We start from the raw sequence: 23034 nt of genomic DNA, 5'->3' as shown, positions 1-23034 counted from the left end.
TTGAAAAAGTTGTTTCAGGCTGCCGCCGGGTTTGGTCGGACTGCGCGCATTTCGATGATCGAACAGAGCAACAGCATCATTGCGGCTGCCAGTTTCTTGAGGTTCATGGCGATGGCCGTCAGGAGGGCCTGTATCCTCATGTTCTCGAGCCCCCTGCGGATGGCTCTGGCAAGTCCGTGGAGCGTCTTGGCGGTGCCGTGGGTGCCTTCGACGCGCCAGCGATGCCGGGTGTATATCGCATGGCCGTCCTTTCCCCATGCCAGCCGTTTGCGTCGAGCGCGCAAGATGGCCGCGTGGTTTGTCACGATATGCACCCTGCGGGATGGCGCGCCCCGGGGCAGGCATTGCGCCTTGAGAGGACAGCGCGCGCAGTCATGCCGGTCGGCGCGATACCATTGCCCGGATTTTGTGACGTTTCTCGGGGTCAGCCGCCTCCTCGCCGGACACCGGACCACATCATGATGGGGATCGAACTTGAACCGCTCGGTCGGAAAGCCCTGCGCCCCCTTGCGACGGGGGGCACGAAGAGGCGGGATGACGGCTGCTATCCTGCGGTCTTCAAGGGCGGCGTAAATCCGGCCAATGCCATAGAGCCTGTCCGCCGTGATCCGGCCCGGGGTAACTCCAAGGGTCGCTTCGATCGCTTCCAGGCGCTCGTCGAACCGGCCCGTGTCATGTTCTTCGCCGGTCACAATCTCCACATCGACGACGACGCCCGCAAAATCGTCAACGGCCGTGTGCTGCTTGTAGGCCGGGCGCAGCGGCGCCTTGGAGGATGTAGCCATGGTCGCGTCCGGGTCTGTGCGGCAGAGCTTCTTGAACTTGCCGCTCGTGCGCGCGTCCCGCTCGGCGCCATTGGCGTCGTCGTGGGCGGCCTCGACCGCATCCAGATGGCGCGAAACCAGTGCGTCCATGCTGACATTCGCCCGGATCAGGCTGGCGTCAATGTGGACGGTTTCAGTCGAAATCAGGCCCGCCGCCTGGCACTGTCGCACGACATGTATGAAGATCTGGCGGAAAACATCTGCGCCCCAACGCTGCCGGATGCGCGTCAGCGAGGAGTGATCCGGCAAGGCCTCGTGCAAGGCGTAACCGACGAACCAGCGGATCGCGAGATTGACCTGCGCTTCACGCATCAGCCGCCGGTCTTGAACGATCCCAAGCAGGAAACCCGCCAGCATCAGCCGCATGGCTACCTCGGGATCGATACCGGAACGGCCATTGTCGGCACAATAGAGATCGGCCACTTCAGCGCGCAGCCATCCAAGATCAAGAACCTGATCGACCCTCACCAGCACATGGTCATCAGGGATCAGCCCCCGCAGCGACCCCGTGATGAAAAGCTCCTGTTGCCCGCGTTCTTTCCGACCCAGCATCGCTGCCCCAATATCTCTGTTCAGCCAAGTGAATCAGAGACATCGGACTTCTTCAACAGCCCCCAGTGAATCGATTGCCCGAGGAGCGGCACCGAGTTCACCAGCAAGGCGATCCTGAAGTGGGCCAACGAGGCCGGCGTCGAATGGCATTATATCGATCCGGGCAAGCCCCGGCAAAATGGCTACATCGAGTCATTCAATGGCAGCCTGCGCGACGAATGCCTCAACGAGGAGATCTTCGAAAGCCTGGCCGATGCCCGCCGAAAGCTGGCCCTCTGGCGCTACGACTACAACCACGTCAGGCCGCATTCCTCGCTCGGCAACCAGACCCCGGCAGAAGCGCGCAGGGCGCTTGAGCAAACTGGGGGCTCCGCGCCCGACCCGCTTGCCCAACCCGAAACCGACCAATATCAACCCAAAGGACTCTCGTTGTGAACGAGGGACGACCGGGGGGCAGGTCACAAGTCTCGAACATGGTCTTTTCCTTAAAGGCCGGGAACGTCCAGCAGGTGCTGGAAGATCACGTGGACAATGCCGGTCATCGCGAGGCTGAGGATCAGCAGCCGGACCGGGAAGCCCAAGGTCCGGGGGCCGAAAGGGGTGCCCAGCCCCAGCATCAGCAGGAATACCGCCGTCGCGCTGATCTATTTCGTCGTCGCCTTCCCGCGGACGCGGCTGGTGACAGGGCTGGAAAAGCGCATCCTGAAACGCTTCGCGATCTGATGGGGGCGAAGATGTTCCAGATCCGTCGAAAATCCCAGTCATGGTATGGGGAAAGCATCGGTATCCTGATCCTCGATGCCGCCTATCCCTGCATTCCCGGCAATGTCGGCAATGCCAGCACCTATCCCTTTCCGGTGCGCTATCACCAGGTCGAGGGGGCGTCGATCGACCGGCTGCTCAATCAGGCCGATCCGGCGCTGGTCGCGCCCTTCATCGAGGGCGCCCGGAAATTGCAGGCCGAGGGGGTCAAGGCCATCACCGGCGCCTGCGGCTTCATGGCCCTTTTCCAGCGCGAGGTTGCGGCGGCGGTCGAGATCCCCGTCCTGCTGTCGCCGCTGCTGCAGATCCCGTTCATCGCCCATATCACCGGCCGCCCGGTCGGCGTGATCACCGCCAACGCATCCCGCCTGACGCCGGCGCATTTCGCGGCTTGCGGAGCCGATCCCAAGGTTGCGCTGCATATTGCCGGGATGGAGGATCAGCCGGAATTCCGCAGCGCCATTCTGGAGGAAAAGGGGACACTCGACAGCGCGCGGATCGAAGAGGAGATCATGACCGTCGCCGCCGGTCTGGTCCAGCGCCATCCCCGGATCGGCGCGATCCTGCTGGAGTGCTCGGATCTGCCCCCCTATGCGCAGGCGATTCAGGCCGTGACCGGAAGGCCGGTTTTCGATTTCAACAGCATGATCCGCCATGTCGAACGCGCCTGCGTCGCCTGCCGCTATCAGGGGGCGATGTAGTGCCGGCTTTCCGGGCCGTCGCCCCGACGCGGTCATTCCCGACGGGCATGAGGTCAGCCCCATTCAACGAAAGCTGCCCCGGATGCCGGAACAGCGCGCTGCGGTTGCGAGGGGGAAATGAAAGAGTTTCGGTGTATTGGCCGTATTGTGGCCAAGGTGCTTTCTGAACCCCGGATGGCGGGCACGAGGTCGATGGCAGGGGAATACCTGACAATCGCTTTGTGGCCAGCTTTATGCTGACGCCCGGTGTAAGACAGGAATAGCCCCGAGACGCACAATCGGTCATGCGGTATCCAGCCCGCGCATCAGAGCTTGTTCACCGACGTCTTCAGACCTTGTGCCCACCTTTGGGCGTCCAGATCGCAATAAACGCCCCGGCGTCCCCGATCGCGTGAGAAAACCCTTGAAAAAGACATCAGAGCGGTCACTGGACACCACCTTCCGGTCCTGTGCCTGATCGTCTCAATGGAGTGTTGTGCCATCCCAGTGCGCCATAGGGCGCCTCGATTAGGACCAGATATCGGCGTCGACGCCCTTTGCCATTTCGGGATGTTCGCGAATGCTGAACTTCGGGATGCGTCCCGCTTCGCGTTGCGCGAAATAATGCTGCGTCAGCGCCACAACCGTTCCCGACAGGGCGACAATGGCGATCAGGTTGATCGTCGCCATCAGCCCCATCGAGGCATCGGCAAGATCGAACACCGTCGTGACCGCCTGCAGCGCTCCCCACAACACCATGACCAGTACCAGGCACCGCAGGGTGGTAAGCCCGGCCTTGTTGCCGATGCCAAGAAAAGTCATCGCCATTTCCGAATAGGCGTAATTGCCGATGATCGAGGTAAAGGCGAAGAAGAAGATCGCCACCGCCACGAATAATGGGCCGGCGGTTCCGATATGGTCGGCCAGGGCAGACTGGGTCAGTTGCGTGCCCGTCAGTTCACCCCCCGGCACATAGACCCCCGAGAGCAGGATCATCAGTGCGGTGCAGGTGCAGATCAGGATGGTGTCGATGAAGACACCGAAAGCCTGAACAAAACCCTGACTCGAGGGATGGTGAGGGTTGGGCGTTGCCGCTGCCGCGATATTCGGTGCCGAGCCCATCCCGGCCTCGTTCGAGAACAGCCCGCGCTTCACCCCGTTCAGCATGGCGGCGGCGATGCCGCCCGTGATGCCGCCGGCCGCCTCGGTCAGGCCGAAGGCGTTGGACACGATATGGCCAAGCATTCCCGGAACCGCGCCCAGGTTCATCAGCACGACGATGATCGCGACCAGCAGATAAATGCCGGCCATGAAGGGCACGACATATTCCGCCACGGTGGCGATCTGCCGGATGCCGCCGAAGATCACCACGCCGGTCAGCGCGGCGATGGCAATTCCGGTCGCCAGCTTGGGCATGCCGAAGGCCCCCTCCATCGCATCCGCGATCGAGTTCGCCTGTACCGCGTTGAACACCAGCCCGAAGGACAGGATCAGGCAAACCGAAAACACTGCGCCAAGCCAGGGCAGGCCAAGGCCGTGCGCGATGTAGAAGGCGGGACCGCCGCGATAGACGCCGCCGGGCTCGCTGCTGTCCTTGACCTTGTAGAGCTGGGCCAGCGTCGATTCCGAATAGGCGGTCGCCATGCCGACAAAGGCGACCATCCACATCCAGAAGATCGCCCCCGGACCGCCAAGGACCAGCGCCACCGCGACCCCGGCAATGTTGCCGGTCCCCACGCGCGAGGCCAGGCTCGTGCAAAGCGCCTGAAACGGGGAAATCCCCTGACGGTCTGCCGCAGGGGCGGCGGCGATCGACCGGATCATCTCTCGGAAATGCAGAATCTGCTGGAAACGCAGCCGGATGGTGAAATAGATCCCGACGGCCAGCAGGCCGTAGATCAGGACATATCCCCAGAAGATCGTATTCAGAAAACCGATAACTGCCGTCACCTTGGGTTCTCCAGTTCGGAACGGATAGGGTTGACGCCTGTATGGAAAGACTAGCCTACGTCCGGGGATTGGGCAATTCCGATGGTCTTTCGGACTGCCCGCCTCCCGGCATCGCCGGGATCAGTGCCGCGCGGAAGGGCGAGAAAGGCTCCGGCTCATCTGGCCGCTTCCGGGCTCGGGCCGGAGCTTGCGGCGAGATACTGCCGCAGGACGACCGCGGCCAGGATCGCCGCGCCGATCACGGTCGAGACGATTTCCGGCGCGATCATCATCAGCGCTGCGACGGGCAGCAGCAGCCGCTCAACCAGCAGCAGCGGTCCCAGCAGCCAGTTCGTGATCGCCGCCGACAGCGCCACGATGCCCAGGACCGCGCCGGTGAAGGCCAGCAGGAAGTCGGGCAGGGTGAACGACTGCGTGACCAGCAAGAGCGAAGGTGAGAAGACGAAGACGAAAGGCACCAGCGCCTTGCCCATCGACAGCCGGAAGGCGGTGTTGCCGGCCTTGAAGCCGTTCGCTCCGGCGATCCCGGCGCCCGCATAGGCGGCCAGCGCGACCGGCGGCGTCACATCGGCCAGCACGCCGAAATAGAACACGAAGAAATGCGCCACCAGCGGCTCGACGTTCATCATGCCCAGGACCGGGGCGGCCACGGCCACCATGATGATGTAATTCGCCGTCGTCGGTACGCCGCAACCCATCAGCACGCAGACGACCGCGGTCATCAGAAGCGTGAAGAGCAGCGTCAGCGTCTGGATGCTGAGCAGTTCAAACGGCAGCACAGCCAGCAGGCCATGGAAGGACGTGGCCCAGTTCTGCGCCACGCTCGTCACCATGAAGGCGATCTTGAAGCCGACGCCGGTCAGGGTGACGACGCCGATCACCACGCCGACAAGCGCCGCCGCCGCCGTCACGGCCAGCGATTGCCGTGCGCCTGCGACGAAGCCCTCATAGATGCCGGCGGCGGTTTCTTTGATGCCGTCGACGGCGCCGGCCGCCATGACCCGCTGGATCAGATAGACGATCATGCAGGCGGTGATGGCCCAGAAGGCCGACAAGAAGGGCGTGCGGCCGGACATCAGCATCCAGACCAGCAGGACCAGCGGAAAGACCGACAGCCACCCCTCGCGCAGGACCTTGCCGGCTTTCGGCAGTTCCTCGCGGCGCAGGCCGCGGATGCCAAGACGCTTGGCTTCCAGATGGACTTGAACCAGCACGCCGAAGAAATGCATGAAGGCCGGGACGACGGCGGCGATCAGGATGGTGCGCAGCGGGATGCCCAGATATTCGACCATCAGGAAGGCGACCGCGCCCATGACCGGCGGCGTGATCTGCCCGCCGGTCGAGGAGGCCGCCTCGACCGCGGCGGCGAAGTGGCGCTTGAAGCCGATCTTGATCATGGCCGGGATCGTCAGCGCGCCGGTGGTTACGGTATTGGCGATCGACGAGCCCGAGATCGTGCCCAGCATCGCCGAGGACACCACCGAGACTTTGGCCGGTCCGCCGGCGAAACGCCCGGTCAGCGCAGTGGCCAGGTCGATGAATAACTGCCCCAGGCCGATCTTTTGCGCCATCACCCCGAAAAGCACGAAGTGGAACACATAGGTGGCGATGACGCCGAGCGCGGTGCCGTAGATGCCCTGCGAGGTCAGGTAGAGGTGGTTGACGATATTGGCCCAGTCCGCGCCCGGATGCACCAGGATGCCGGGCATCGACTTGCCGAAATAGGCGTAGGCGATGAACAGGATCGCGATGACCGGCAGCGGCCAGCCCATCGAGCGGCGCACCGCCTCCATCAGCGCCACCAGCAGCACCGTGCCCATGGCGATGTCGATGGGCAGCGGATTGCCGACGCGGAAGGCCAGCTGGTCATAGATCCACGGCACGTAGAAGGCACTGACGGCGCCGCCTATGGCCAGCATCCAGTCTGTCACCGGCACGCCGAGGACGGCGAAACCGTCCGTCCTGTGGCGGTTGCGCGCCAGCGACGAGAAGCTGAGATAGATGATGAACAGCGACACGCCCATGTGCAATCCGCGATGCGTGGTGGCGCGCGGGATGCCGAAGCCTGCCGTGTAGAAGTGATAGACCGACAGCAGGAACAGGATGATCCCGGACAGGATCGCGATGGGGCGCGTGACCGTGCGGAAACGCGCCTCAGGATCGTATTCCTCCTCCAGCGCGCGAAGCTCGTCGTCGGAGAGCGGGCGTGTTTTCTCGGTCATGTCGTTTTCCTGCCGTTCGGTTCAGGACCAAAGGACGCGGACCGGGGTCCGGCCGCGTCCTTTCCGTCAGTTCTTGGCCATGCTCATTCGAGCTTGCCGGCTTCCTTGTAGAAACGCTCGGCGCCCGGATGGAAGGGGATGCCCGCGCCCTGGGTCGCATTCTCCAGCGTGATCTGCTTGCCTTTGGCATGGCCGGCCGCGAACAGCTTTTGCGTGTTCTCGTTGTATAGCGCCTGGGTGATGCCGTGGACCAGCTCCTCGGGCTGATCGGCGCTGGTCACCAGCTGCGCCCCGACCGAGATCGTGGCGACATCGGTGTCCTGTCCCTCGTAGGTTCCGGCCGGAACCGTGTCGGCGGCGAAGAAATTGTAGGTCTCGCGCAATGTGTCGACCTCGGGACCGGTGATCGGCACCAGCGCCACGTCGTGCTGGCTGGCCAGTTCGGCGATGGCGCCGGCCGGATAGCCGCCGACGAAGAAGAAGGCGTCCATCGCCCCGTCGCGCATGCGGTCCGCCGCCTGGTCGGGCTTGAGATATTCCGGGGTGATGTCGGATTCCGAAAGGCCGAAGGCCTCGAGGATGATCTTGGCATCGACCAGCGTGCCCGAGCCCGGCTCGTCCAGCGACACCCGCTTGCCCCTGAGATCGGCCACCGAGGCGATGCCCGCGTCCTTGCGTGCCACCAGATGGATGCTTTCGGGGTAGAGGTTGGCGATCAGCCGCAGCTTTTCGACCGCCGGCTGGCCTTCCCACAGCCCGGTGCCGGTCTGCGCCCAATAGGCCACGTCGGATTGGCTGAAGCCCGCCTCCATCGCACCGCCGTTGATCGCGTTCACATTGCCGACCGAGCCGTTCGAGGCCACGGCGGTCGCCACCAGCCCCGGCACGCCGCAAGAGCCGCCGTCCTCGCAGGCGCGCGAGCCGGGCGGGTTCGAGATCGCATTCGCGATCAGCCCGCCGATCGGGTAGTAGGTGCCGGCGGTGCCGCCGGTGCCGATGCGGAAGAATGACATCTCCTGCGCCACCGCGGCCTGGCCGAAGGAGGCGGCGACGGCGAGGGCCGCCAACATTGTCCTGAATTTCATGTGCATGTCCCCTGTTTCCCAGATCGTTTAGGTCGAGGTTAGGCAGAGCCGCCACGCAAGACAACCGCCGGGATGCGCGAAAATGCGCGGGTGTCGTTGCGTCCCGAAGGCCGAGCACGCCCTTGCCGTCCGGCTTTGGAGGGTGCCGGCGGGAATTTTCGTCGCCCTCGGCCAGCCGCCTTTCGCCGCAGCCGCCCAGCTCGTGGCGTTCGAGCCCAGGATGCCGGACATGTTGCAACGATGTCTTTGATGTGTTTGGCGCCTACATGGCGCTGAACATCGGGGCCAACGATGTGGCCAACAACATGGGTCCTGCGGTGGGGGCGAACGCGCTCAGCATGGGGGGCGCCATCGTCATCGCGGCGGTGTTCGAAAGCGCGGGCGCGCTGATCGCCGGGGCCGACGTGGTCTCGACCATCGCCAAGGGCATCGTCGCGCCCGAGGCGCTGGACACGCCTGCGACCTTCATCTGGGCGATGATGGCGGCGCTGCTGGCGTCGGCCCTGTGGGTCAATCTGGCGACATGGATCGGGGCGCCGGTCTCGACCACGCATGCGGTGGTCGGCGGGGTCGTGGGCGCGGGCATCGCCGGGGCCGGCTTCGGCGCGGTCAGCTGGGACCAGATGCTCGCCATCGCCGCCAGCTGGGTCATCTCTCCGGTGATGGGCGGGGTCGTGGCGGCAGGCTTCCTGTGGCTCATCAAGTCCCGCATCGTCTATCGCGAGGACAAGATCGCCGCGGCCCGCGTCTGGGTGCCCATCCTGGTCGGCATCATGGCGGGCACCTTTGCCGCCTATCTGGTGATGAAGGGGCTGAAGCAGCTGGTCGAGGTCTCGATGGGCGCTGCGCTGCTGCTGGGCCTGATGGTGGGGCTGGGCTGCTGGTTGCTGATGATTCCGGTCACCCGCCGCCAGTCCGAGGGGCTGGAGAACCGCAACAAGTCGGTGAAGGTGCTGTTCGGCATCCCGCTGGTCGCCTCTGCAGCCTTGCTCAGCTTTGCCCATGGCGCCAACGACGTCGCCAATGCCGTCGGCCCGCTGGCGGCCATCGTGCAGACGGTGCAGACGGGCGATTTCAATGGCGACGTGACCATTCCCCTGTGGGTCATGCTGATCGGGGCCTTCGGGATCTCCTTCGGGCTCAGCCTGTTCGGCCCCAAGCTGATCCGCATGGTCGGCAGCGAGATCACCAAGCTCAACCCGATGCGCGCCTATTGCGTCGCCCTGTCGGCGGCGATCACGGTCATTCTGGCAAGCTGGCTGGGGCTGCCGGTCAGCTCGACCCATATCGCGGTGGGGGCGATCTTCGGCGTGGGCTTCTTTCGCGAATGGGATGCCGAGCGGCGGCTGAAACAGGCCCGCATCGCCGTTCCTCGGCCGGAATACATACCCGCGGACGAGCGCCGCCGCCGCAAGCTGGTCCGCAGGCTGCATGTGCTGACCATCGGGGCGGCCTGGGTCGTCACCGTTCCTGCCGCGGCGCTTCTGTCGGCGCTCCTGTTCCTGCTCCTGCGGCAGATACCGGCCTGATTCGCGCCCCGGCGCGGCAGATCGAAACCCGTGGCGATGGCGTCGGGGCCATCGCGCCCCTTGGCGCCGATGGGGCCGGGAGCAATCCCTGCCGCGCCAAGGCTTCGGCTGCTTGCGCAAGGGGATCCCGAGCGAGCTGCCTTTGCGCTGCGGCGCCAAGCAAACCCGACCTCGCCGGTCTCTGTCCCTGTCCTGGTGGGAACGTCTTTCGCGCCATGGCCGTCTTTCCCCCCCTTCGCTGCGGCAAGGGCCGTGCCCCGGCCGAACTTGACATCCGGGACCGGACGGTTCCGTTTGCGGCCATTGCAATCACGAGAGGCGGCATCGATGGGACTCGACCAGATGGAAGCAATCCTGGGGAAAATCGGCGGGATCGTCTGGGGGCCTTACCTTCTTGTCCCGCTGCTGTTGGGCACCGGGCTTTACCTGACGATCCGGTTGCAGGGCATCCAGCTGGTCCGTCTGGGCGCGGCCCTGCGGCTTGGCCTGCTCAAACGCAGGGATGACGATGCCGAGGGCGACATCTCGCAATTCCAGGCGCTGACCACCGCGATGGCCGCGACGGTCGGCACCGGCAACATCGTCGGGGTGGCGACGGCCATTGCGGCGGGCGGTCCGGGGGCGCTGTTCTGGATGTGGGTCACGGCGATCCTCGGCATGGCATCGAAATATGCCGAGGCCTTCCTCGGCGTGCGCTTCCGCACCACCGACGAGGTCGGCGAGAAGAACGGCGGCCCGCAGTATTACCTGGAGCGCGGCATCCCGAACGGCTTTGGCAGGTTCCTTGCGCTGTGCTTTGCGATATTCGCCGTCTGCGCCTGCTTCGGCATCGGCAACATGACGCAGGGCAACTCGATCGCCTCGAACCTCGAGCGCAGCTTCATGATCCCGACCTGGATCACCGGCATCGTCCTGGCCGGCCTGACGCTGGTGGTGCTGGTCGGCGGGATCAGGTCCATCGGCAAGGTGACTGCCGGGCTGGTGCCGGTGATGATCCTGTTCTACGTCCTGGGCGCGCTTTACATCCTGCTGGTCAACATCCGGTCGGTGCCCGCCGCCCTGAGCGAGATCTTTTCGCAGGCCTTTACCGGGACGGCGGCGACGGGGGGCTTCCTGGGCTCCACCATCATGATCGCGGTGCAGTTCGGCGTGGCGCGCGGCATCTTCTCGAACGAATCCGGCATGGGTTCCGCCGCGATTGCCGCCGCTTCGGCGCAGACCACGCATCCGGTGCGGCAGGGCCTGGTGTCGATGACTCAGACCTTCATCGACACGATCATCGTCGTGTCCTGCACCGGCCTGGTGATCATCACCACCGGCGTCTGGACCGAGATCGACCCGCAGACGGGGCTGCAGATCTCGCCCTCGATCATGACCGGACAGGCGTTCAGCCACGGCCTGCCGGGACAATGGGGGCATTGGGTCGTGACCGTCGGCCTGGTTCTTTTCGCCTATTCGACCATCCTGGGCTGGGCCTATTACGGCGAACGCAACCTCGAGCGCCTGGTGGGTCATCGCGGCGTCATGCCCTTCCGCATCCTGTTTTCCCTGGTGGTGCTGCTGGGCTGCACGGTCCAGCTGGGCGTCGTCTGGAGCTTTTCGGACGTGATGAACGGGTTGATGGCCATCCCGAACCTGATCGGGCTGCTGATCCTGTCGGGCCTGATCGCGCGCGAGACCCGCTTCTATCTTCGCCACGACCCCCGGCTGGAGGCCGACCGCCAGCAGATCGAGGGCTTCATGAAGGGCCAGCCGAGCTGGGACGAATGGAAGGCGAGCGAGCGGTCGTAAGCCTTGCCGGCCGCTCCGCCGGTGCCGGCGGGGTGGTTCGCGGGCCGGGTGCTTTCTGCTGGCGCCCCCAGCGGCCGACAAGCGCGCCCGCAGGGCCTGGCGGTAAGGCACCGCCGGCGCGGCCCGACCGGCGCGCGCAGCCGGGCGACCGGAAGGGCCGGCATCCTCCGGCTGCGGACAGCCGGTCGAGCCGCTGCAATCGGAAGGGCTTAGCAGGCTGCTGAAAAAGTCCTTGCGACAGGACAGCGCGGGCGGGGAACCAGGAAATCCGCCTCAAATTTGCCGAAAACACCCCATTTTCGGGCCGATATCAGCTGGCTCCAGAACGATTTCCGCTGCGTCGCCCTCTCAAAATCCTTTTTCAGCAGCCTGTTAGGACCATTCTCAGAGCCGCCCGGAACTATACCAAGCGCGTCCTGAATGAAATTGCAGCAGCTGAGGTGCGGCTGGAAATTTCGCTGCGCCGGATCAAGGGGGGGCAATATCGCACAGCGCACCTGAGCCATTCTCCGATGCGCTTTCAGTGAATGCCAGCCTCCGCCAGGTCAATCGAGGCTTGGCGCCGCGGGTTCAACCCTTCCCGCGCCGGAACATGCTGGCGCGTTCATACAGCGCCTCAAGCCGCGTCATGCGGTCCTGCGCCTGTGGCCAGTTCAGTTCCTGCACCGCCGCAAGCAAGGTCTCGATCAGCACCATCAGTGCCGTGCTGCTGTCCCAGGCCGAGGGCACCTCGATCTGTGCAGCGAAGCGGAAGCGGGCATAGGCCGATATCGGGCTGATCCAGGGATCGGTGATCAGGACGACTTCTGCACCCCGCTCGGCTGCCATTTCGGCCAATTGCAGGGTCGCTCTTTCATAGCGACGGATGTCGAACACGATCAGCACGTCGCCGGGACGCATCTCCAGTAGCGCCGAGGGCCAAGCGCTGGACTGGCTGGGCAGCGCGGATACTCCCGGCCGGACAATTCCCAGCTGAGTCACCAGATAATCCGCCAGCGCATGGGTGATGCGCCCGCCCGTCACCAGAACCCGGCGTTTCGGATCGGCCAGCATCTCGGCGCATGCATCGAAATCGGCGTGGTCGATCCGGCTGAGCGTCCGGGTCAGATTGGCCAGAACGGCGTCTGCGAAACGATTCAGGATATGGGTCTGGGGCACCCCGTCGGTCCAGCGCGCGTGCTTGGACAGGGGCGATTCCAGCCGGGCCTCGATCTCATTGCGCAGTTGCGCCTGAAATTCCGGATAGCCGCGAAACCCCAGCTTCTGAACCAGGCGCAGCACCGTGGGCGTCGAAACCCCCGCTTCTTTCGCAAGATAGGTCATCGAGGCCAGCCCCGCGACGGGAAAGTTCCGCGTCAGGTGGCCGGCCAGCAGGCGCTCGGTCGGGGTCAGGGTGCCGAAGCGCTGCATCAGGCGGTCCTCGATAGTGCCCGCGGCTTCATGTTCCTGCGACATCGACGGCCCTCCCGACAGCGTCACCGTGTTCGTAACATTCTTAACAGGAAAAACACACTCTGAAAAATAATTGACAGACTCGCCCCGGCTGCTTCAACCTGAGCAGCAATGGAGCGCGCGCATGTCTGATCCTGCATTCTTTTTCCAGATAGATAACGCGGAAGGCAGCGGTGATGCGGTCATCGTGTGCGAGCATGCCTCGAACGATCTGACGGCTGCGGCCAATGCGCTTGGGCTGAGCGTCGATCAGCGCCAGGCCCATATCGCATGGGATCCCGGCGCGCTTGGCGTGGCGAAGGGGCTGTCCTCCGCGCTGGACGCGCCGCTGATCCACGCGACGGCTTCGCGCCTGATCTACGACCTGAACCGCCCCCCCGATTCACCAGGCGCGATGCCTGCGCGTAGCGAGGCATATGACATTCCCGGCAATCGCGATCTGACCCCCCGGCAGCGGCTGGAGCGGACCAGGGCGCATTACATTCCCTTTCATGCGGCGCTGTTTTCCCTGTTGGCCCGCAGGCTGGCCGGCGGCAGGCCGACCGCGCTGATTACCGTCCACAGCTTTACTCCCGTCTATTTCAGCATAAGGCGAGAGGTCGAATTCGGCATCATCCACGAGGCCGACGACAGGTTGGCACGAGCCATCCTGGCACGCGACGTCGGGCTTCTCACCCGCCTGAACGATCCCTACAGTGCCGCCGACGGCGTGACCCATACGCTGGCGCTGCATGCCACGCCCCTTGGGCTGGGCCATGCGATGCTGGAAATCCGCAACGACCTGATCGCGACGCCGGTGGCGCAGCAGGCCATGGCGAACCGTCTGGCCCCGGCGATCCGCGAAGCCGTGAAGGAGTGCCTGTGATGCCGAACTGGGCGATCTGCTATGTCAGGCGCATCGAGGCGCTGAACTACCGCCTTGGCCGCATCGTCATGTATCTGCTGTTCGTGATCATGGGCGTCCTGCTGTGGTCCTCGTTCACCAAGGTGATCAGGATGCCGTCGCTGTGGACGCTGGAGGTGGCGCAATTCACGCTGGTCGCCTATTACCTTCTGGGCGCACCCTATTCGATGCAACTGGGCGCGAACGTGCGGATGGACCTGCTCTATGCCCGGATGCCGGTGAAGCGGCAGGCGATCTGGGACATCTTCACCATCTTCTGCCTGTTGTTCTATCTGGGCGTGATGCTGTGGGGGGCGGTGGACAGCACCGCCTACAGCTTTCGGATAGGCGAGCGCGCGCCAAGCGCGTGGCGCCCTCCGTTATGGCCGATCAAGGTCGTCATCACGATCAGCTTTGCGCTTATGATCCTGCAAGCCATCGCCCATCTGATCCGCGACATCGCCATTCTTCGCAACGTCGACATTCCCCGCCCCTTTGTCGGCGAGGTCAACAGATGAGCCATGAGTGGATCGCCATCCTGATGTTCTCGACGATGCTTCTGATGATGATCACGGGGCAGCGGGTCTTCGGGGCCATCGGCTTCGTCGCCGTGGTGGCGGCGCTGCTCTTGTGGGGGCCGGGCGGCACCGACATGGGCTTTTCGGCGGTGATGAAGGTGATGCGGTGGAACGCGTTGCTGACGCTGCCGATGTTCGTCTTCATGGGCTATGTCATGTCGGAATCGCGGCTGGCCGACGACCTTTATCGGATGTTTCACGTCTGGTTCGGGCCGCTGCCGGGCGGGCTCGCCATCGGCACGGTGCTGTTGATGGTGATGATCTCGGCCATGAACGGGCTGTCGGTCGCCGGCATGGCCATCGGCGCCACCATCGCCCTGCCCGAGCTGGTCAAGCATCGCTATGACAAGCCGATGATCTCGGGCGTCATTCAGGCGGGGTCCAGCCTCGGCATCCTGATCCCGCCTTCCGTCGTTCTGGTGCTGTATTCGCTGATCGCGCGCCAGCCGGTCAGCCAGCTGTGGCTGGCGGGGATCGGGCCGGGGTTGCTGATGGCCGCGCTGTTCATCGCCTATATCCTGATCCGCACCTGGCTGAATCCGGCGCTGGCCCCCCCGATGCCGGCCGAGGAACGCGCGGCCATCACCTGGCCGCAACGGTTTCGGCTGTTGCGCGCGGGCATCCTGCCGATCATCATCTTCGCCGCCATGATGATCCCTTTCGTCAAGGGCTGGACCTCGCTGACCGAAAGCAGCGTCATCGGTGCCGTGTCGTCGGTGGTCGCCGCCGTCCTCAAGGGCCGCTTCACCCGGCACGTGTTCGAAATCGCGACCCGCCAGACGCTGGCGATCACCTGCATGTTCATGCTGATCATCATGGCCGCGCTCAGCTTCGGTGCGGTCTTCGACGGGCTGGGCGCGGGCCGCGCCATCGGGCGGCTGTTTCTGGGCGAGATGCATCTGACGCCCTTGCAGGTGCTGCTGATCATGCAGGCATCCTTCCTGATCCTGGGGATGTTCCTGGACGACACCGCGATGCTGGTGATCGTCGCGCCGATCTATGTCACCATGGCGCGCAGCCTCGGCTTCGATCTGGTGTGGTATGGCATCCTTTATACCATCACCTGCCAGATCGCCTACCTGACGCCCCCGTTCGGCTACAACCTGTTCCTGATGCGTGCGCTCGCGCCTCGGGATTTCACGCTTGGGGTGATCTATCGCTCGGTATTGCCCTTCGTGATGATCATGCTGCTGACGCTCGGGCTGGTCATTGCGTTCCCCGGCATCGCCATGTGGCTGCCCCAGTCGATCTATGGACAATGACAACCGGCAAGGAGGTAAAGACGATGAACACGACCAGACGAGAGCTCTTGACCAGCGGCGTCGCCGCGGCCGGGGTCGGCGCCCTTGCCGCCCCCGCCATCGCACAGGGCGCACCGCTGAAATGGCGGATGCAGACCTATGCGGGTGCGGCACTGGGCGAGCATGTCTGCAAGCCTGCGGTAGACGCCTTCAACAAGATCGCCAACGGCCAGATGGAGATCGAGCTTTACTATGCCGACCAGATCGTGCCCACGCCCGAGCTGTTCCGCGCGCTTCAGAACGGCACCATCGATGCGGTGCAGTCCGATGACGATAGCATGGCCTCGCCCACCGAGGTGACGGTCTTCGGCGGCTATTTCCCCTTTGCGCTGCGCTATTCTCTGGATGTGCCGGCGCTCTTCAACCACTATGGTCTGGACGAGATCTGGAAAGAGGAATACGCCAAGCACGGCATCCAGCATATCTCGGCAGGGTCTTGGGATCCTTGCAATTTCGCGACCAAGCAGCCGATCAACAGCCTGGCCGACCTTCAGGGCAAGCGCGTCTTTACCTTCCCGACGGCGGGACGGTTCCTCGCGCAATTCGGCGTCGTGCCCGTCACCTTGCCCTGGGAGGATATCGAGGTCGCGCTGCAGACGGGCGAGCTGGACGGCGTCGCCTGGTGCGGCATCACCGAGGACTATACCGTCGGCTGGGCCGAGGCGACGGGCCATTTCCTGACCAACAACATCTCGGGCGCATGGATCGGCCATTTCTTTGCCAACCAGCAGCGTTGGGACGAGGTGCCCGACCATCTGAAGGAGCTGATGAAAGCCGTCTTCGACCAATCCCATTACTATCGCCAGCATTGGTATTGGGCGGGCGAGGCACGGCTTCGCGTCGGCGGCGACAAGATGCAACTGACGACGATTCCCGCCGAGGAATGGGCCACCGTCGAGGAGGCCGCCAAGAAATTCTGGGACGAGATCGCCGCGGAATCCGAGGTCAAGGCCCGCGTCGTCGCCCAGATCAAGGAATACAACGAAGCGATGGAGAAGGCAGGTCCACCCTATCGCTATTCGTGATCACTGCGACTGGGCGCATCCGCGATGGTGCGCCCTCCTTACCGGAGTCACCCATGCCTGCCAACCTTTCCTTGAAAAACCTCGAGCAGGCGGTCCAAGCCGGCGAAATCGACACCGTGATCGTCGCGTTGGTCGATATGCAGGGCCGTTTGATGGGCAAACGCTTCCACGCCGCCCATTTTCTCGATAACCACGACGAGACGCATTGCTGCAACTATCTGCTGGCGACCGATCTGGAGATGAACACGGTGCCGGGCTATGCGGCGGCAAGCTGGGCGGCGGGCTACGGCGACTACGTGATGAAGCCGGACCTTTCGACCCTGCGCCGCCTGCCCTGGGCGGCGGGAACCGCGCTGTGCATGTGCGATCTCTACGACCACAAGACCCACGAACTGGTCCCCCACGCCCCGCGCAGCGTGTTGCGCCGGCAGGTCGAACGCGCCGCCGCCCTGGGTTTCCAGCCGATGATGGCGACCGAGCTTGAATTCTACCTGTTCGAGCAATCCTTCAAGCATCACTTCGACAGCGGCTATCGCTGCCTTGTCCCGACTGCGCGCCACAATGTCGACTATGCCCTCAGCGGAACCTTCGGTGAGGAACCCGTGATGCGGGATCTGCGCAACGGTCTTTACCGCGCCGGCATCCCCGTCGAGAATTCGAAGGGTGAAGCCAACGCCGGCCAGCACGAGATCAATGTCAGATATTCGGATGCGCTGGATACCTCGGACATGCATGTCGTGGTCAAGGCTGCGACCAAGGAGATCGCGAGCAGGCACGGCCTCTCGGCCACCTTCCTTGCGAAAGTCGCGCATGGCCAGGCAGGCTCGTCCAGCCATGTGCATCAATCCCTGTTCAGGGACGGCGAGAACGCCTTTTTCGACGAGAGTGCCGAACATGGCATGTCCGACCTGATGCGGCATTACATGGCGGGCCAACTGGAACATGCGCGCGCGCTGACCTTTTTTCTTGCCCCCTATGTCAACAGCTACAAGCGTTTCGTGACCGGCCTTTTCGCACCGACGAATGCGATCTGGTCGGTGGACAACCGCACAGCAGGTTTCCGCGTTTGCGGCGACAACACCAGGGGCGTGCGCATCGAATGCCGGATCGGCGGATCGGACCTGAACCCCTATCTGGCCTGCGCCGCGCTGCTCGCCGCCGGGCTGGAGGGGATCGAGCGGAAACTGGCGCTGGAGCCGGAATTCACCGGCGACGCCTATGCGGCCCAGGATGCCCGGCAGGTGCCCAAGATCCTGCATGAGGCCGCCGATGCCCTGGAGGGCTCGGCCATGTTGCGCGCGGCGATGGGCGATGGGGTCATCGATCACTATGTCCACGCCGCCCGCTGGGAAGTCGAGGAATTCAACCGCGCCGTCACCGATTGGGAACTGGCCCGCGGGTTCGAGCGCGCCTGACACGATCCGCCGGAACCTCCGCCAATACGAGGAAGAGATGAGCAAGACCATCGCCCTGATATCGCCCACCACCGGCAAGACCCTTGTTGAAAGGCAGACCCTGGGCATCGAGGACGCGCGCGCCGCCGTTGCCCGCGCCCGTGCCGCCCAGCCCGGATGGGCGGCGCTGCCGCTGGACGAGCGGGTCGCCCGCATCCGCGCCGGGATCGCGGCGCTGAACGCCATGAAGGACGCGATAGTGCCCGAACTGGCCGATCAGATGGGCCGCCCGATCCGCTACGGCGGTGAATTCGGCGGCGTCAACGAACGCGCCGACCATATGATGAAGATCGCGGCCCAGGCTCTTGCCCCGACCATGGTCGAAGACAGCGATCATTTCGCGCGCGAGATCCGGCGCGAGCCGGTGGGCGTGGTCTTTGTCATCGCGCCCTGGAACTATCCTTTCCTGACCGCCGTCAACACGGTCGTGCCCGCCCTGGTCGCCGGCAATGCCGTGGTCCTGAAACATGCAAGCCAGACCCTGCTGGCGGGCGAGCGTCTGGCCGAGGCGCTGCATCGAGGCGGCGTTCCCGCCGACATCATGCAGAATGTCGTCTTGGACCACGAGACGACCGAGGCACTGATCGCCGGGCGCAGCTTCGGCTTCGTGAACTTCACGGGCTCGGTCGCCGGAGGGCGTGCGATCGAGCGGGCCGCCGCGGGGACCTTTACCGCGACCGGGCTGGAGCTGGGCGGCAAGGATCCCGGCTATGTCCGCGCCGATGCCGATCTGGATGCGGCGGTGGATGGGCTGATGGACGGCGCCATGTTCAACAGCGGCCAGTGCTGCTGCGGGATCGAGCGGATCTATGTCCACGAAAGCCTCTTTGACGCCTTCGTGGCCAAGGCCGCCGATTGGGTGAACGCGCAGAGGCTGGGCAATCCCCACGACCCGGATACGACGATGGGGCCGATGGCGCACCGGCGCTTTGCCGATCTGGTCCGCGCGCAGGTCGCCGAGGCCGTGGCGCAGGGGGCAAGGCCGCTGATCGACCCGGCGCACTTTCCCGCCGATGATGGCGGCGCCTATCTTGCGCCGCAGGTGCTGGTCGACGTGACCCACGACATGCGCGTGATGCGAGAGGAAAGCTTCGGCCCCGTCGTCGGCATCATGCCGGTTCGCGACGATGCCGAGGCGATCCGGCTGATGAACGATTGCGACTATGGGCTGACCGCCTCGATCTGGACCGCCGATGCCGATGCCGCCGCCCGGATCGGCAGCCGGCTTGAAACCGGCACCGTCTACATGAACCGCTGCGACTATCTGGACCCGGCGCTGTGCTGGACCGGCTGCAAGGACACCGGACGCGGCGCGGCGCTGTCGGGCCTTGGCTATCTGGCCGTGACGCGGCCGAAATCCTACCATCTGAAAAAGGTGACGAAATGACGCTTCGGGCGAACTGGTCCTATCCGACCACCATAAAATTCGGCGCGGGCCGCGTCACCGAACTGGCCGAGCATTGCAGGGCCGCGGGCATCGCGCGTCCCCTGCTTGTGACAGACAAGGCACTGGCGAGCCTGCCCATAGCCGCGCAGGCCCTGGATATTCTGGATGCCTCCGGCCTTGGCCGCGCGGTCTTTTCCGAGGTCGATCCGAACCCCCACGAGGGCAATATGGAGGCCGGCATCGCTGCCTACAAAGCCGGCGGACATGACGGCGTGATCTGCTTTGGCGGCGGCTCGGCGCTGGACCTGGGCAAGATGATCGCGCTGATGGCGGGCCAGACCGTATCCGTTTGGGACCTGGAGGACATCGGCGACTGGTGGACCCGCGCGGATGCCGGCAAGATCGCGCCCATCATTGCCGTGCCGACGACGGCGGGCACGGGCTCCGAGGTCGGGCGCGCCGGGGTCCTGACGAACTCGGCCACGCACAAGAAGAAGATCATCTTCCATCCCAAGCTGATGCCGGCCGTCACTGTCTGCGACCCCGAACTGACCGTGGGCATGCCGAAAGTCATCACCGCCGGCACCGGCATGGATGCCTTCGCCCATTGCCTCGAAGCGTTCTGCTCGCCCCATTACCACCCCATGTCGCAGGGCATCGCGCTTGAGGGGCTGCGGCTGGTGAACGAATACCTGCCCCGCGCCTATGCCACGCCCGACGACATCGAGGCCCGCGCGAACATGATGAGCGCCGCCGCCATGGGGGCCGTCGCCTTCCAGAAGGGGCTGGGCGCGATCCATAGCCTGAGCCATCCGGTCGGCGCGGTCTATGGCACCCATCACGGCACCACGAATGCGGTGGTCATGCCGATGGTGCTGGACTTCAACCGACCGGCCATCGAGGACCGGCTTGCCCGCGCCGCCGACTATCTCGGCATCAAGGGCGGCTTCGACGGCTTTCGCGCGCGGGTGATCGAGCTGCGCAGCGAGCTTGCCATCCCCCAGAACCTGACCCGGTTGGGCGTCCAGTCCGAACGTCTGGACGAACTGACCGAGATGGCGCTGGAGGATCCGAGTTGCGGCGGAAACCCCGTCGAGATGACGTGCGAAAACACTCGCGCGCTGTTTGAAAGCTGCATGTGAATATATCGCGCGGCCCCGCGATCCTCCAGGGGCCGTGCCCGTCCCTGCCTTCGCAAACGCAGTCCCTGCGACGAAGCCGGGATCATCGCACGGTGCAGCTGCTTGGCTGCCCCGATGCGCTGTCGGCGAATGCTCGCCCCCGGATGCGCTGGCGGCGTTCTCTCGGACCGCTGTCACGGTCGGGAAGACGATTCCGGATGACGGATCAAGCCGGCATGTAAAATATTTACAAATCGCATATCCAACCTGTCAATTTATTAACAAAATTTCCTTTATATATAAACGCTTAACATGGATGCGGTGATCGGTTTAACATCGTTCTCGAGCTTTCTTGCAGCGGCCCGACGTGGAGGCGTCGATATGGCGCCGCAGGGAAGGGGAAAAGATGCGATTGCTTATGAGGGGGAGCCATGTCCGTTGAAAATGTTGCGAAACATCCCATTCCGCCCGGCTTCGAGGATGCCCTGGTCCAGCCGGCCGATTACGCCCGCATGTATGCCGAATCGATCTCGGACCCCGACGGGTTCTGGGGCCGCGAGGGCAAGCGGCTGGACTGGATCCAGTCCTATACCAAGGTGAAGAACACCGATTTCACCATGGGCCAGGTCTCGGTCAAATGGTTCGAGGACGGCATCCTGAACGCCTCGGTCAACTGCGTCGACCGCCACCTGCCCAAGCGCGCGAACCAGACCGCGATCATCTTCGAGCCGGACGACCCCAACCAGCCGGCGCGCCACATCACCTATGCCGAACTGTCGGAAAAGGTGAACCGCTTTGCCAACGTCCTGCTGAGCCAGGGGGTGATGCGCGGCGACCGGGTGGTGATCTACATGCCGATGATCCCCGAGGCGGCCTATGCCATGCTGGCCTGCGCGCGGATCGGCGCCATCCATTCCATCGTCTTCGCCGGCTTCTCGCCCGACGCGCTGGCCAACCGCATCAACGATTCGGGCGCCAAGCTGGTCATCACCGCCGACACCGCGCCGCGCGGCGGCCGGCGCACGGCGCTGAAGTCGAACGCCGACGCGGCGCTTCTGCATTGCTCGGACCGGGTGCGCTGCCTGGTGGTCAAGCATACGGGCGACCAGACCAGCTGGATCGAGGGCCGCGACGTCGACGTGCTGAAGCTGATGGACGAGGTCAGCCCCGACTGCCCGCCGCGGCCGATGAATGCCGAGGATCCGCTGTTCATCCTCTACACCTCGGGTTCGACCGGCAAGCCCAAGGGCGTGGTCCATACCACCGGCGGCTACCTGCTGTTCGCCGCGATGTCGCATCAATACGTCTTCGACTACAAGGACGGCGACGTGTTCTGGTGCACGGCCGACGTGGGCTGGGTGACGGGGCACAGCTATATCGTCTACGGCCCGCTGGCCAACGGCGCCACCACGCTGATGTTCGAGGGCGTGCCGACCTGGCCCGATGCCGGCCGCTTCTGGGCCGTCTGCGACAAGCACAAGGTCAACCAGTTCTATACCGCGCCGACCGCCATCCGCTCGCTGATGGGGCAGGGGCCGGAATGGGTCGAGAAATACGACCTCTCCAGCCTGCGCGTGCTGGGCACGGTGGGCGAGCCGATCAACCCCGAGGCCTGGGTCTGGTATGACAAGCATGTCGGCAAGGGCCGCTGCCCGATCGTCGATACCTGGTGGCAGACCGAGACCGGCGGGCACATGATCACCTCGCTGCCCGGCGCCATCGAGGCCAAGCCGGGCTCGGCCACGCTGCCCTTCTTCGGCGTCAAGCCGGTGGTTCTGGACGCGCAGAGCGGCGTGCCGCAGGACGGCCATGGCGAAGAGATCGACGGCGTGCTGTGCATCGCCGACAGCTGGCCGGGGCAGATGCGCACCGTCTGGGGCGACCACCAGCGCTTCATGGAGACCTATTTCCAGCAATATCCGGGCTATTACTTCACCGGCGACGGCTGCCGGCGGGACAGGGACGGCTATTACTGGATCACCGGCCGGGTCGACGACGTCATCAACGTCTCGGGGCACCGCATGGGCACGGCCGAGGTGGAATCGGCCCTGGTCGCGCATGAGAAGGTGGCCGAGGCCGCGGTCGTGGGCTATCCGCACCCGCTGAAGGGGCAGGGCATCTATGCCTATGTCACGCTGATGAACGGGGTCGAGCCCAGCGACGAGCTGCGCGCCGAGCTGGAGAAATGGGTCCGCACCGAGATCGGCCCCATCGCCAAGCCCGACCTGATCCAATGGGCGCCGGGCCTGCCCAAGACGCGTTCGGGCAAGATCATGCGCCGCATCCTGCGCAAGATCGCCGAGGACGATTTCGGCGCGCTCGGCGACATCTCGACGCTGGCCGACCCCGGCGTCGTCGACGAACTGATCGAGAACCGGATGAACCGCGCCTGAACCCAGGCGCGGAACACGCTCCCGGCCCTTTTCGCCGGGAGAAAC

The 23034-nt window shown here is 64.6% G+C and carries 16 protein-coding genes and 2 pseudogenes; 13 read left to right on the top strand and 5 right to left on the bottom strand.

Annotated elements, in window-relative coordinates; translation table 11 throughout:
• Positions 1–14: 14 nt before the first annotated feature.
• Complete coding sequence (locus tag KF941_RS06960; protein ID WP_214272908.1) at positions 15–1376, bottom strand: transposase; 1362 nt, start codon at positions 1374–1376, stop codon at positions 15–17.
• 84 nt (positions 1377–1460) lie between these two features.
• Between KF941_RS06960 and KF941_RS06955 the strand changes: the two are divergent.
• The 3 genes and pseudogenes from KF941_RS06955 to KF941_RS06950 all read left to right on the top strand — a co-directional run.
• A pseudogene (locus KF941_RS06955) lies at positions 1461–1811 on the top strand (integrase core domain-containing protein); the annotation flags it as partial.
• Between the two features lie 165 nt (positions 1812–1976).
• Positions 1977–2099 (top strand): hypothetical protein, encoded by a 123-nt coding sequence (locus tag KF941_RS28310; RefSeq protein WP_276315847.1) that lies wholly within the window; start codon positions 1977–1979, stop codon positions 2097–2099.
• Positions 2100–2110: 11 nt separating this feature from the next.
• A complete protein-coding gene (locus tag KF941_RS06950; RefSeq protein ID WP_036761204.1) occupies positions 2111–2839 on the top strand; it encodes an aspartate/glutamate racemase family protein in 729 nt (242 codons plus the stop codon).
• Between the two features lie 507 nt (positions 2840–3346).
• Here the strand turns inward: KF941_RS06950 and KF941_RS06945 are convergent.
• The 3 genes from KF941_RS06945 to KF941_RS06935 form a co-directional block, all read right to left on the bottom strand.
• The gene (locus KF941_RS06945; RefSeq protein WP_036761195.1) at positions 3347–4768 is read right to left on the bottom strand and encodes an alanine/glycine:cation symporter family protein; all 1422 of its coding nucleotides are present in this window, start codon (positions 4766–4768) and stop codon (positions 3347–3349) included.
• Positions 4769–4923: 155 nt separating this feature from the next.
• Entirely contained in the window at positions 4924–6990 is a 2067-nt protein-coding gene (locus tag KF941_RS06940; protein ID WP_214272916.1) for a TRAP transporter permease, read from the bottom strand.
• A gap of 83 nt (positions 6991–7073) precedes the next feature.
• Positions 7074–8075 (bottom strand): TAXI family TRAP transporter solute-binding subunit, encoded by a 1002-nt coding sequence (locus KF941_RS06935; RefSeq protein ID WP_036761200.1) that lies wholly within the window; start codon positions 8073–8075, stop codon positions 7074–7076.
• Between the two features lie 254 nt (positions 8076–8329).
• Between KF941_RS06935 and KF941_RS06930 the strand changes: the two are divergent.
• Together KF941_RS06930 and KF941_RS06925 are read left to right on the top strand one after the other, a co-directional pair.
• Positions 8330–9604, top strand: a pseudogene (locus KF941_RS06930) (inorganic phosphate transporter); the annotation flags it as partial.
• 327 nt (positions 9605–9931) lie between these two features.
• Complete coding sequence (locus KF941_RS06925) at positions 9932–11395, top strand: sodium:alanine symporter family protein (RefSeq protein ID WP_072463941.1); 1464 nt, start codon at positions 9932–9934, stop codon at positions 11393–11395.
• 570 nt (positions 11396–11965) lie between these two features.
• Here the strand turns inward: KF941_RS06925 and KF941_RS06920 are convergent.
• Positions 11966–12850 (bottom strand): MurR/RpiR family transcriptional regulator, encoded by an 885-nt coding sequence (locus KF941_RS06920; protein WP_036760996.1) that lies wholly within the window; start codon positions 12848–12850, stop codon positions 11966–11968.
• A 121-nt stretch (positions 12851–12971) separates the two neighbouring features.
• Here KF941_RS06920 and KF941_RS06915 point away from each other — a divergent pair, with 121 nt between their 5' ends.
• From KF941_RS06915 to acs, 8 genes are all read left to right on the top strand, one after another.
• Positions 12972–13712: an N-formylglutamate amidohydrolase gene (locus KF941_RS06915; protein ID WP_214272915.1), complete on the top strand. Its 741-nt coding sequence runs from the start codon at positions 12972–12974 to the stop codon at positions 13710–13712.
• A complete protein-coding gene (locus KF941_RS06910) occupies positions 13712–14248 on the top strand; it encodes a TRAP transporter small permease subunit (RefSeq protein WP_036761001.1) in 537 nt (178 codons plus the stop codon). The genes KF941_RS06915 and KF941_RS06910 overlap by 1 nt, the downstream gene beginning before the upstream one ends.
• Positions 14245–15570: a TRAP transporter large permease subunit gene (locus KF941_RS06905; RefSeq protein ID WP_036761004.1), complete on the top strand. Its 1326-nt coding sequence runs from the start codon at positions 14245–14247 to the stop codon at positions 15568–15570. Before KF941_RS06910 ends, KF941_RS06905 begins: the two co-directional genes overlap by 4 nt.
• A 23-nt stretch (positions 15571–15593) precedes the next feature.
• Positions 15594–16634: a TRAP transporter substrate-binding protein gene (locus tag KF941_RS06900; protein ID WP_036761014.1), complete on the top strand. Its 1041-nt coding sequence runs from the start codon at positions 15594–15596 to the stop codon at positions 16632–16634.
• Between the two features lie 53 nt (positions 16635–16687).
• Entirely contained in the window at positions 16688–18049 is a 1362-nt protein-coding gene (locus tag KF941_RS06895) for a glutamine synthetase family protein (protein WP_214272914.1), read from the top strand.
• 37 nt (positions 18050–18086) lie between these two features.
• Complete coding sequence (locus KF941_RS06890; RefSeq protein ID WP_214272913.1) at positions 18087–19475, top strand: aldehyde dehydrogenase family protein; 1389 nt, start codon at positions 18087–18089, stop codon at positions 19473–19475.
• Positions 19472–20617, top strand: coding sequence for an iron-containing alcohol dehydrogenase (locus KF941_RS06885; protein WP_214272912.1), 1146 nt, complete (start codon positions 19472–19474; stop codon positions 20615–20617). Before KF941_RS06890 ends, KF941_RS06885 begins: the two co-directional genes overlap by 4 nt.
• 410 nt (positions 20618–21027) lie before the next feature.
• Positions 21028–22989, top strand: a complete 1962-nt coding sequence (acs, locus tag KF941_RS06880) for an acetate--CoA ligase (RefSeq protein WP_214272911.1) — start codon at positions 21028–21030, stop codon at positions 22987–22989.
• Positions 22990–23034 lie beyond the last annotated feature (45 nt).

Origin of the sequence: Paracoccus sp. pheM1 (assembly GCF_018499825.1) — a bacterium.
Lineage (GTDB): Bacteria > Pseudomonadota > Alphaproteobacteria > Rhodobacterales > Rhodobacteraceae > Paracoccus > Paracoccus versutus.
Note: the sequence above shows the minus strand (reverse complement) of the source record. Positions and strands in the feature narration are given on the sequence as shown.